8 protein-coding genes are annotated in these 11,573 nt (G+C 65.8%); 7 read left to right on the top strand and 1 reads right to left on the bottom strand.

What is annotated here, in order from left to right:
* Positions 1 to 605: 605 nt before the first annotated feature.
* From B5F19_RS15520 to B5F19_RS15490, 7 genes are all read left to right on the top strand, one after another.
* On the top strand, positions 606 to 1,364 hold the full coding sequence (locus B5F19_RS15520; RefSeq protein ID WP_087292258.1) for an exodeoxyribonuclease III: 759 nt from the start codon (positions 606 to 608) through the stop codon (positions 1,362 to 1,364).
* A gap of 285 nt (positions 1,365 to 1,649) precedes the next feature.
* Positions 1,650 to 2,384, top strand: coding sequence for a gamma-glutamyl-gamma-aminobutyrate hydrolase family protein (locus tag B5F19_RS15515; protein WP_087292255.1), 735 nt, complete (start codon positions 1,650 to 1,652; stop codon positions 2,382 to 2,384).
* 51 nt (positions 2,385 to 2,435) lie between these two features.
* The gene (locus tag B5F19_RS15510; RefSeq protein WP_087292253.1) at positions 2,436 to 2,912 is read left to right on the top strand and encodes a pyridoxamine 5'-phosphate oxidase family protein; all 477 of its coding nucleotides are present in this window, start codon (positions 2,436 to 2,438) and stop codon (positions 2,910 to 2,912) included.
* Between the two features lie 12 nt (positions 2,913 to 2,924).
* Positions 2,925 to 4,550 (top strand): gamma-glutamyltransferase family protein, encoded by a 1,626-nt coding sequence (locus B5F19_RS15505; RefSeq protein ID WP_087292250.1) that lies wholly within the window; start codon positions 2,925 to 2,927, stop codon positions 4,548 to 4,550.
* 1,203 nt (positions 4,551 to 5,753) lie between these two features.
* Positions 5,754 to 6,623 carry a methylenetetrahydrofolate reductase [NAD(P)H] gene (gene metF / locus B5F19_RS15500; protein ID WP_087292247.1) on the top strand — a complete coding sequence of 290 codons (870 nt, stop codon included), beginning with the start codon at positions 5,754 to 5,756 and terminating at the stop codon, positions 6,621 to 6,623.
* 126 nt (positions 6,624 to 6,749) lie between these two features.
* Complete coding sequence (locus B5F19_RS15495; RefSeq protein ID WP_087292244.1) at positions 6,750 to 7,427, top strand: hypothetical protein; 678 nt, start codon at positions 6,750 to 6,752, stop codon at positions 7,425 to 7,427.
* Positions 7,405 to 9,804 carry a homocysteine S-methyltransferase family protein gene (locus B5F19_RS15490; RefSeq protein WP_087292241.1) on the top strand — a complete coding sequence of 800 codons (2,400 nt, stop codon included), beginning with the start codon at positions 7,405 to 7,407 and terminating at the stop codon, positions 9,802 to 9,804. Before B5F19_RS15495 ends, B5F19_RS15490 begins: the two co-directional genes overlap by 23 nt.
* A 132-nt stretch (positions 9,805 to 9,936) precedes the next feature.
* Here the strand turns inward: B5F19_RS15490 and B5F19_RS15485 are convergent, their stop codons facing one another.
* Entirely contained in the window at positions 9,937 to 11,091 is a 1,155-nt protein-coding gene (locus B5F19_RS15485; RefSeq protein ID WP_087292238.1) for an LCP family protein, read from the bottom strand.
* Positions 11,092 to 11,573: the final 482 nt, after the last annotated feature.

Here is an 11,573-nt window from a genome sequence, read left to right as displayed (position 1 = left end):
TCCGCCTAGCGGCGAAAACTGCGTTTGTTCCCTTGCTCCTCCTCTTCCCGGCGAACCCGCTTCGCTGGGCTTCGTCGGGAGTAACGAGGGATTGGGCAAAACGCCACCGAGGACGGCTCCGGATGAGCACTTCGTGCTCATAGTCGCCCACCCTACCCCCTCTGGCCCTTCGGGCCATCTCCCCCTGACAGGGGGAGTCGGCCCCGGACCCCTGTTTACGGGGGTAAGCCCTTGAAGTGATCAGAACATTTCCGGCGCGCAAAATCAGGAGTGCTTAGGTGCGGTTCCGTCCGGCCCCACTGGGGCCCTGAGTCCGCAAAATCTGCTTTTGCTGCGGTCCCGCTTCTGCGCCTGCGTTTTTTCAGCCAACGCTTCTGGTCCGGTTTCCCCCGTAGGGGCGCACCGTGTGCGCCCGCGGGCCGGTCTGGGACCGGCCCCTACGGAAAGGCCGGAGAGTTCCCCATCTTTCGTAGGGGCGGCACACTGGGCCGCCCTATGCCGCATCCGGTGGAGCACCCTTGGGCCTGGAAGAAAACCCCGCCCTTGCCAAGACGGCTCAACTCCTTTATAATGTGATATCATCCCGAACAGGGGAGGAAACTGTGATGAAATTCATATCCTGGAACGTAAACGGCCTGCGGGCCTGTCTGAAGAAGGGGTTTCTGGACTTCTACCAGGGGGAGAAGCCCGACTTCTGCTGTCTGCAGGAGACCAAAATGGAGCAGGGCCAGGCCGACGTGGACCTGGGGGAGGGCATTTTGGAGTTCTGGAACTCCGCCGAGAAGAAGGGCTACTCGGGCACCGCCGTCTTCACCCCACACAAACCCCTGGCCGTGGCCTACGGCATGGACAAGGACCAGCACGACCACGAGGGGCGGCTCATCACCCTGGAGTATGAGAGCTTCTATCTGGTGTGCTGCTACACCCCCAACTCCCAGGACGGCCTGAAGCGGCTGGACTACCGCATGGAGTGGGAGGACGACCTGCGGGAGTACCTCGTGTCCCTGGACCGGCACAAGCCGGTGATCTACTGCGGGGACCTGAACGTGGCCCACCGGGAGATCGACCTGAAGAATCCCAAGACCAACCGGAACAACGCCGGCTTCACCGACCAGGAGCGGGAGAAGATGACCGCCCTCCTGTCCTCCGGCTTCACCGACTCCTTCCGCTTTCTCTACCCGGACGTGACGGGGGTGTACTCCTGGTGGTCCTACCGCTTCAATGCCCGGAAGAACAACGCGGGGTGGCGCATCGACTACTTCATCGTCTCCCACCGCCTCCAGGACAAAATCAAGCGGGCGGAGATCTTGACCACCGTAGAGGGCAGTGACCACTGCCCGGTGCTGCTGGAGTTGGATATTTAGACTATTTGGGGCCCCCGCGCGAGCCCAGCGCAGCGGGTCGCGTGGGGAGAGGACACTCGCCCGCAGGCGAGCGTTTCGGAGCGCAACCGCCGCATCAGCGGCGGCTCTTAGCGCGGAGATGGAGCAAGGGAGCGGGCGCAGTTTTCGCCGTGAGGCGGAAACGGAGCTAAGCGGACTCAAGGTGAATTGGCCCAAAGGGCCAAGAGAGGGTGGCCTGGGCCATTGCGACGACGAAGCGATCACTGCCCCGTGCTGTTGGAGCTGGATCTGTAAGGGGGATTTTGCATGAAACGTGTTTTGATCGCCGGAACGGGGCCCGACCCCCACCACATCTACTCCGGCTGTGTGCTGGCCCTGGAGGCCCTGGGGCTGGAGGCCGTCCAGTCGATGGAGGCGGAGGACCTGGCGGGTTGCTCCGGCCTGATCCTCCCCGGGGGCGTGCCCGACGTGGACCCCGCCCGGTACGGGGAGCCCCTGGCGGGCAGCCTGGAGGTCACCCCGGAGCTGGATGAGCAGTACTTTTCCGTCCTGGCCCGGGCGGTGGAGCAGAACCTCCCTGTGCTGGGCATCTGCCGGGGCTGTCAGGTGATCAATGTGTACTTCGGGGGCAGCCTGATCCAGGACCTGGAGACGTCGGACATCCACCGCTTCGACCCGAAGAACGAGGTGGTCCACGACACCGCCTGCATCCCGGGCACCTTCGCCTATGACCTGTACGGGGCCCACGCCCCGGTGAACACCAAGCACCACCAGGCCGTCCGCCGGCTGGCCCCGGAGTTCGGGATCGCCCAGCTGTGGTTTGACGGCTCCATTTCCCGGGAAGCCCGGGCGGAGCTGATCGCCCAGGCCCAGGCGGGGACCCTGACGGAGGGTACCCACCGGTGCGTCATCGAGGGCGTCTACCACCGGACCCGGCCCATCTTCGGCCTCCAGTGGCACCCGGAGCTGCTGGTGGACAAGCCGGTGGAGGGCACCGTGGACCCCATGGCGGTGTTCCGCCATTTTGCCTCCCTGCTGTAACGGGGCGGCTGATAAAAAGCGAGTACAATTTATCTGAAGGAGGGATCGGCCATGCGGAGAGCAGACCGGGAAGTGACGGATCGGAAGCAGCTGGAAGAAATTTTGCAGGCGTGCCACGCGGTACATATCGGGGCTCAGGATGGAGACGGGATGTTCGTGGTCCCCATGAACTACGGCTTTCACCTGGAGGGGGACCGGCTGACCCTGTACGTCCACTCCGCCCAGGAGGGACGGAAGGTGTCCGCCTTCCGGGCCGGTGGGACTGTGGCCTTTGAGATGGACGGCCAACACGCCCTGCGCACGGCGGACACCGCCTGCGGCCACAGCTACACCTACCGGAGCATCATGGGCTCCGGCCCCATCCGGGAGCTGACCGGCCGGGAGGAGAAGCGAGCCGCTCTGGGCCGCATTATGGAGCACATGACCGGCAAGAGCGGCTGGGACATGCCCGACGCCTCCCTGGACCGGACGGCGGTGTTTGCCATCCAGGCGGACCAGTGGACCGGCAAGAGCAACCAGGCGGGCTGAGGGGGCGGAAAAATGCCGGAGTTTGATCCTAGAAACTACCCCTACCCCTCCCGCCGGAACGCGGTGTACGCCCGCAAGGCCATGGCCTGCACCTCCATCCCCCAGGGGGCCCAGATCGGCCTGGACGTGATGAAGGCGGGGGGCAACGCGGTGGACGCGGCAGTGGCCATGGCCGCCGCCATGCCCCTGCTGGAGCCCACCAGCAACGGCCTGGGCAGCGACTGCTTCGCCCTGGTGTGGATGGAGAAAGAGAAGAAGCTCTACGGCCTCAACGCCAGCGGCGCCGCCCCCGCCGCCCTCAGCGCGGAGCGGGTGCGCGCCCTGGGCTTTTCTGAAATGCCCAAGGCCGGGTGGATTCCCACCCTGGTGCCCGGGGCCCCGGCGGGGTGGGCGGAACTCAGCCGCCGGTTCGGCACAAAACCCCTCCCGGAGCTGTTCGCCCCCGCCATCCGGAGCGCCCGGGAGGGGGTGCCCGTGGCCGTCAACCTGGAGCCCATGTGGGCGGAGGACTCCCAGCGCATCGGGCGGGCCATGGCGGAAAACCCCGCCCCCCACGCCTACTGGTGGGAGAAGTTCACCAAAAACGGGGAGCCCTACCGGGCGGGGGACATCTTCCGCTGGGAGGAGTACGCCCAGACCCTGGAGGAGCTGGCGGCCACAAACTGCGAGAGCTACTACCGGGGCCCCCTCATGGAGAAAATGGTCGCCTTCAGCCGGGAGACCGGGGGCTACTTCTCAGAGGAGGACTTTCATTCCTACCGCCCCATGTGGGTGGAGCCCATCTCGGTGGACTACAAGGGGTACACCGTCTGTGAGATTCCCCCCAACGGCCACGGCATCACCGTCCTCATGGCCCTGAATATCCTCAAGAGCCTGGACCTGTCCCCGGAGCGGGAGCGGGCGGACACCTACCACAAAATCATCGAGTCCATCAAGCTGGCCTTCGCGGACACCAAGACCTACGTAGCCGACCCCCGGTACATGAAAACCCGCGTGGAGGACCTGCTCTCTGAGGACTACGCCGCCCGGCGGCGGGCCCTCATCGGGGAGAGGGCCCTTCTGCCCCAGGCGGGGGACCCCTCCTGCGGCGGGACCATCTATCTGTGCACCGCCGACCCGGAGGGGAACATGGTCTCCTTCATCCAGAGCAACTACACCACCTTCGGGGCGGGAGTGGCCATCCCCGGTACCGGCATCTCCCTGCAGAACCGGGGGGCCAACTTCTCCCTGGATGAGGACAGCGACAACTGCCTGGCCGGGGGCAAGCGGTCCTACCACACCATCATCCCCGGCTTTTTGATGAAGGACGGGGAGGCGGTGGGGCCCTTCGGGGTCATGGGGGCCTTCATGCAGCCCCAGGGCCACGTGCTGGTGGCGGTGAACACCATCGACTACCACCTGAACCCCCAGGCCGCCCTGGACGCCCCCCGGTTCCAGTGGACCGGCGGGAGGCATGTCCAGCTGGAGCGGGAGGCGCCCGCCCACATCGCCCAGGAGCTCGCCCGCCGGGGGCACGAGGTGGAGATCGTCAACTCCAACCTGCACATGGGCCGGGGGCAGATCATCTGGCGGACCGATAACGGCCTTTATATCGGCGGCACCGAGCCAAGGTGCGACGGGGCCATTGCGGCCTGGTGAGGTTTTGCAGGGGGTTCGCCCTGCGGGGCGAGCTTCTTTCTGGATGCCCAGAAAGAAGCCAAAGAGGCACCAGGGGGTGGGGACAATCGGATTCGGCTCCGCCTCATCCTCCATGATCCCCACCCCCTGGACCCCCATTTGCGGGGGCCCCAATTAGGCCACCTTAGCAGTCATCGCAAAGGCGCGGGCGGCTCAGCTGACTGGTTTTCCCTCGTCTTTCGCTGCCGCTCACTGGGCAATCATCGAACCCCAGGCACTCCCCTTTTGGATTGCGCCTTTGTGCGGGTGGGGCTCAATTCCGGCTCAGTGGGACGGCGGGCGGGTCTTGGACCCGCCCCTACGGAGCGGGAAAGGCGTATATCTTTGCATAGGGACCGGACACTTTCGCGCCCAAGCTCCGGGCGGACCAGTGTGCCGCCCCTACAAAATACGGGGAACGCTCCGTTCTTTTCGTAGGGGCCGGTCCCAGACCGGCCCGGGAGCGGCCCTGGGCCGCTCACCTCATCCGTCTGGCCTGACGGCCAGCCCCCCTACCCCTTTTGGCCTTCAGCCATTTCCCCCTGACAGGGGGAATCGGCCTTCCCCTAAAGGGGAAGGCTTTTGGGCGGCCAAAGGCCGCCCCTACGGCGGAAAGCGGCCTGGGAGCGTTAATTCGGCAAGGCCAGGCGCAGATGCAAAACCGCAGCAGCTCCAATTTCCCTCCCGCTCAGGCCCCCAGTGGGGCCGGACGAAACCGCACCCAAGCACTCCTGTTTTGCGCGCCGGAAATTTTCTGCCCACTTCAAGGGGTAACCCCCGTAACGGGGGTCCGGGGGCCGACTCCCCCTGTCAGGGGGAGATGTCGCGAAGCGACAGAGGGAGTAGGGTAGGCGAATATGGACACGCAGTGTCCATCCTGAGCCGTCCCCCGGCGATCCTTTGGTTTCTTTCCCATCGCTGGGAAAGAAACTCGCCGCCCGCAGGCGGCGAAACTCCCCTGCGTACAACAAATGCAGTCCGAAACCTGCCCCCTCATCCGGCCCCTTCGGGGCCACCTGACCCTATCCCCTCTGGCCTTCGGCCATCTCCCCTTGACAAGGGGAGTCGGCCCCCAGGGGGAAGGCTTAGAAAAGGCAGGCGGCGAAACTCCCCTGCCCCCATCCATTCACCGATCACTCATTCAAATATAGAAACCAAAACGACCCCAGAAAGAAGGTATGCACCATGAAAATCGCCCAACTGTTCGGAAAAGGCAAGACCGTTTTCTCCTGCGAGGTATTCCCCCCCAAGAAGACCAGCCCGGTGGACAGCATCTACAAGACCCTGGACGGGCTCAAGGACATCCACCCCGACTTCATCAGCGTCACCTTCGGCGCGGGCGGCTCCAGCAACGTGAACCAGTCCACGGCGGAGATCGCCTCCATCATCCAGAACCAGTACCACATCACCGCCATGGCCCACCTGACCTGCGTGGGCTGCACCAAGGGGGAGGCCACCGAGATCCTGGCCCAGCTGAAAAACAGCGGGGTGGAGAATGTGCTGGCCCTGCGGGGGGACCGGAACCCGGACTTCCCGCCCAAGGAGGATTTCCTTCACGCCAATGAACTGGTCTCCTTCATCCACCGCCGGGGGGACTTCGGCGTGTCCGCCGCCTGCTACCCCGAGGGGCACCCGGAGAGCCCCGACCTCATTACCGACGTGCGCTATCTGAAGCAGAAGGTGGACGCGGGGGCCCAGCACCTGGTGAGCCAGCTGTTCTTTGACAACGACGACTTCTTCCGCTTCCTGGAGCGCTGCCGCATCGCCGGCATCGAGGTGCCCATCGAGGCGGGCATCATGCCCGTGCTGAACCGCAGCTCCATCGAGCGCATGGTGTCTCTCTGCGGGGCCTCCATGCCCCGGAAGCTCACCCGCATCCTGGCCCGGTACGGGGACCACCCCGCCGCCCTGCGGGAGGCCGGCATGGCCTACGCCATCGACCAGATCGCCGACCTGATGGCCGCCGGGGTGGACGGCATCCACCTGTACACCATGAACAACCCCGCCGTGGCCAAGCAGATCAGCGCGAGCATCGCCTCCATCCGAAACGTCTAATTCAGATAGGAGTGATGAGATAGGAGATAGGAGTTGGCCGGAACCAGACCGTCTCCGAACGCTCGGAATATCTCCTATCTCATATCTCCTAACTCCTAACTCCTATCTCAAGAAAGTGTGACCCCATTGCCGATTTCTCTGACCCAAATCAACCCCGACGAGGTCCTGCGCTACATGGGCACGCCCCCGGACCAGGCGGGGGCGGACCTGCGGGCGCTGGTGGAACAGTGCGCCCGGGAGGTGATCTCCGCCGCCCGGCCCCGGTGGGCGTACCGGGTGTTTGACCTGACCCCCGAGGCGGAGGGGGTGCGCCTGGACTGCGGCCTTCTCCTGCCTGGGGAGGACCTGAAGCGGCACCTGAGGGGCTGCCGCCGGGCGGCCCTGTTCTGCGCCACCCTGTCCGCCCAGGTGGACGCCCTCATCCGAAGGGCGGAGAGCGGGGACATGCTCCGGGCTCTGGCCCTGGACTGCTGCGCCGCCGCCGCCGTGGAGGAGGTGTGCGACCAGATCGAGGGGGAGCTCCAGGGGCAGTTTCCCGGCTGCTTCTTCCCCTTCCGCTTCAGCCCCGGCTACGGGGACCTGCCCCTCACCCTCCAGGGGCCTCTGCTCAACCTGCTGGACGCCCCCCGGAGGGTGGGTCTGTGCGCCAGCAGCACCCATATCTTGACCCCCCGCAAGTCGGTGACCGCCATTCTGGGAATCGCCGGCCACCCAATCGAAGCAAACACCCGAAGCTGTGTGGGCTGTCCCGCCCACGACGGCTGCCAGTATCGAAAGTCAGGTGGACACTGTGGAATTTCTTGAACTCTTGCAAACCGGCCGCCCCGTGCTCCTGGACGGGGGCATGGGCACCATGCTCCAGGCCAAGGGCCTGCCCGTAGGGGCCACCCCCGAGCTCACCGCCCTGGAGCACCCGGAGTGGCTGCTGGACATCCACAGGGCCTATGTGGAGGCGGGGGCCCAGATCCTCTACGCCAACACCTTCGGGGCCAACCGGGAGAAGCTCTCCCACTGCGGCAGGACGGTGGAGGAGATCGTCCCCGCCGCCGTGGCCCTGGCCAAGGAGGCCGCCCAGGGGCGGGCCCTGGTGGCCCTGGACATCGGCCCCACGGGGCAGCTGCTGGAGCCCACCGGCATTCTGGACTTTGAGACGGCGGTGGATATCTTTGCCCAGGTGGTGCGCGCCGGGGCCGCCGCCGGGGCCGACCTCATCGTCATCGAGACCATGACCGACCTCCAGGAGGCCCGGGCCGCCCTGCTGGCCGCCAAGGAGAACAGCAGCCTGCCCGTGCTGGTGACCATGACCTATGAGGCCACCGGCCGCACCTTCCTGGGGTGCTCCCCCGCCGCCGCCGCACTCACCCTGGAGGGCATGGGGGCGGACGCCATCGGGGTGAACTGTTCGTTAGGCCCCCGGGAGATGCCCCCCCTGGTGGAGGAGCTCCTCCAGTGGACCACCCTGCCCATCGTCTTAAAACCCAACGCCGGCCTGCCCCACCCGGACGGCTCCGGCTATGACATCACCCCCCAGGAGTTCGCCCACAGCCTGGCCCAGCTCACCGAGCTGGGGGTGCAGGTGTTCGGCGGCTGCTGCGGCACCACCCCGGAGTACATCGCCCTCCTCCGCCAGGCCCTGGAGGGCCGGAGTGTCAAGCAAATCCCCCGGCACGTGCCTGCCGCCGTGTGCAGCGGTATGCAGGTGGTCCCCGTCGACCGGGTGCGGGTCATCGGCGAGCGCATCAACCCCACCGGGAAGAAGCGCATGAAGGAGGCCCTGAAGACCGGGGATGTGGACTACATGCTGGGCCAGGCCCTGGAGCAGACCGAGGCCGGGGCGGACATTCTGGATGTGAACGTGGGCCTGCCCGAGATCGACGAGGCCGAGATGATGGTGCGCACGGTGAAGGCCCTCCAGGGGGTCACCGAGGCCCCCCTCCAGCTGGACTCCACCGACCCCAAGGTGCTGGAGGGCGCCCTGCGGGTCTACTGCGGCAAGGCCATCGTCAACTCGGTGAACGGGGAGGAGGCCGTCCTGGACGCCATCCTGCCCCTGGTGAAGAAGTACGGAGCGGCGGTGGTGGGCCTCACCCTGGACGAGGGGGGCATCCCCAAGACCGTCCAGGCCCGCATGGACATTGCCAAGCGGATCTTGGACAGGGCCCTCTTCTACGGCATCCGGAAAGAGGACGTGTACATCGACTGCCTCACCCTCACCGTCTCCGCCGAGCCGGAGGGGGCGGTGCAGACCCTGGAGGGCCTGCGCCGGGTGAAGACCGAGCTGGGGCTCAAGACCGTGCTGGGGGTGTCCAACATCTCCTTCGGCCTGCCCGCCCGGCCCCTGGTAAACCAGAACTTCCTCACCATGGCCATGTCCGCCGGGCTGGACCTGCCCATCCTCAACCCCAATGTGGAGTCCATGATGGCGGCGGTGCGGTGCTACCACCTGCTCACCAACGTGGACGAGAACGCCCGGGAGTTTATCGCCGCCTACGGAAACGCCCAGGTGTCCACCTCCATCACCACCACCGGGACCGCCGCCCCCGCCCCCGCCGCCGGCGGAAAGCGGGATCTCACCGAGATCGTCCTCACCGGCTTGAAGGGGGAGGCGGGCCCCGCCACAAAGGCCCTCCTGGAGACCCGGGAGCCCATGGACATCGTGGACAACGTCCTCATCCCCGCCCTGGACCGGGTGGGGGCCGACTTTGAGCAGAACAAGGTGTTCCTCCCCCAGCTCATCCAGTCCGCCGGGGCCGCCCAGGCCGCCTTTGAGGTGATCCGGGACACCCTGGCCCAGAAGGACGGGGGGACGGTGAGCCGGGGCACCGTGGTGCTGGCCACCGTCAAGGGGGACATCCACGACATCGGCAAGAACATTGTGAAGGTGCTGCTGGAGAACTACGGCTACACGGTCATCGACCTGGGCCGGGACGTGGACCCCGCCGCCGTGGTGGAGGCCGTCCGGAAGCATGAGGCCCCCCTGGTGGGCCTGTCCGCCCTGATGACCACCACCCTCAAGAGCATGGCGGAGACCATCGCCCAGCTCCACGACGCGGGCCTCCCCTGCAAGATCATGGTGGGGGGCGCGGTGCTTACCCCCGACTACGCCCAGGAGATCCACGCGGACTTCTACGCCAAGGACGCCAAGGAGAGCGTGGACATCGCCAAGCGGGTCATTGGATGATCCGCCGTCCCGGCGCGGGGGCGGCCTCCCCCCGCCCCTATATTTCAGCACAAAGCCCCTGTCCGAAGCGTGCGCTTCGGACAGGGGCTTCTTCTATGTATGCTCTGTCAGCTGGTCAGGTATCTCTATCTATCAGCTGGACTGGGTATACCGGACGGCCACCGGCAGGTCCAGGTCGTCCTCCGTCAGGTCCCGGGTGTAGGGGTTGACCAGGGCGTTCAGAGTGGGCAGAATGTCCTCCGCCTGGTAGATGTAGTTGGTGGTGCCCCCCCACTTATAGCCTTTGAGCACACCGTCTCCCCGCCCGGTGAGGCTCCCCTGCTGAACGGCGGTGGACAGGTCCAGCTTCATGGCCTGCTCGGCAAAGTAAGCCATGTCGGTGAGAGACAGGTTGGTCTCCACGTAGGAGTTGAAGATATCCAGGAAGGAAGTTACCTTGGTCAGGGAGTTCCAGGAGATCACCTTCTTGGCCAGGGTGATGAGCACCTCCCGCTGGAACTCGCCACGCTGCACGTCGGAGTACCACTGGTTGCTCCAGTAGTTGGGGCTGCTCTCGTTGTCGTGGCGGTAGCGTACCGCCTCCATGGTCTCCTGGCCGTCCAGATGCTGATAGCCGGCGCTGAAATGGATGTGCAGTCCCTGGACCGGGTCGTCGTAGTTCATGTCCAGGGGGATCTCAATGTCCACGCCCCCCAGCTCGTCCACCAGGGCGATAAAGCCCTTCAAGTCCACATGGATGTAGTAGTCCACCGGCACCCCGAAGGTCTGCTGGATCTCATCCATGAGCACATCGGCTCCGCCGTTGTGGTAGGCGTAGTTGAGCTTGGCCGTCTGGGTGGTCCAGGTGCGGTTCACCGCCGTGTCCCGGGGAATGGAGATCATGCCGATCTTTCCCTGGGCCGTGTCAAAGCTCACCAGGATGATGGTGTCGGTGTTGCTGCTGTCCACATCCTTGCCCAGAAGGACGAAGTTATAGACCCCGTCCCGGCGCACCAGGGCGTTGGGGTCCTCCTGGTCCGCCACGGGGAGGGCCGTATCTTCCGTGTCCGGGGCCGTCGTCTCTGACTGGGGGATGGCAGGGGGCTGCACCAGCAGCTCGTGGGCGATATAAAGCCCCACCACAATGGCGGAACAGAACACCAGGAATATGTACAGCTTGAACAGGATGCCGTGGCGGCGCTTCGGCCTGCGCCGGGGCGGGGCCTGCTGCACCCGCCGTCCGCCGGCGGCGCTTCGGCCGGAGCGGCGGCAGGCGCGGGGCTCCTCTCTTGTGCGGGAATCGACCAAGGCCGGCTCTCTCCTCTCCAAAAATGAGATGATACGGTCCCAGTATAGCCAATCCGCCGCCGTTCGGCAAGAGGGACGGGGCGATATTCAAAAATTCTTAACCAATTTTCGGGCCCGGAGCACTCCCACGGGGCGGGAATGGACCGCTCCCGGCGCCGGACGGGAGGGGCAGACGCCTTGACGGCGGCGGGCGGGTGAGGCCACCTGCCCCTGCGGAGTATCGGGAAACGCGTCTGTCTTTGCGTAGGGGCCGGTCCCAGACCGGCCCGCGGGCGCACACTGTGCGCCCCTACGGTTGAAACGGCCCGCTCTCATAATCCCACCCGCCTGGCCTACGGCCAGCCCCCCTACCCCTTTTGGCCTTCAGCCATTCCCCCCTGTCAGGGGGAATCGGCCTTCCCCTAAAGGGGAAGGCTTGCGGGCGACCGCGAGGGTCGCCCCTACACAAGAAACAAACCGGGAGCGTTGGTTCGGCAAACCCA

The organism is Pseudoflavonifractor sp. An184, from assembly GCF_002160305.1.
GTDB classification, from domain to species: Bacteria; Bacillota; Clostridia; order Oscillospirales; family Oscillospiraceae; genus Lawsonibacter; species Lawsonibacter pullicola.
This window is presented reverse-complemented; position numbering and strand designations above follow the sequence as displayed.

Bases quoted from the DNA above. Each gene is read 5' to 3' on its own strand.
- B5F19_RS15520 (WP_087292258.1), top strand. From the start codon at position 606: ATGAAATTCATATCCTGGAACGTAAACGGCCTGCGGGCCTGTCTGAAG.
- B5F19_RS15515 (WP_087292255.1), top strand. From the start codon at position 1,650: ATGAAACGTGTTTTGATCGCCGGAACGGGGCCCGACCCCCACCACATC.
- B5F19_RS15510 (WP_087292253.1), top strand. From the start codon at position 2,436: ATGCGGAGAGCAGACCGGGAAGTGACGGATCGGAAGCAGCTGGAAGAA.
- B5F19_RS15505 (WP_087292250.1), top strand. From the start codon at position 2,925: ATGCCGGAGTTTGATCCTAGAAACTACCCCTACCCCTCCCGCCGGAAC.
- metF (WP_087292247.1), top strand. From the start codon at position 5,754: ATGAAAATCGCCCAACTGTTCGGAAAAGGCAAGACCGTTTTCTCCTGC.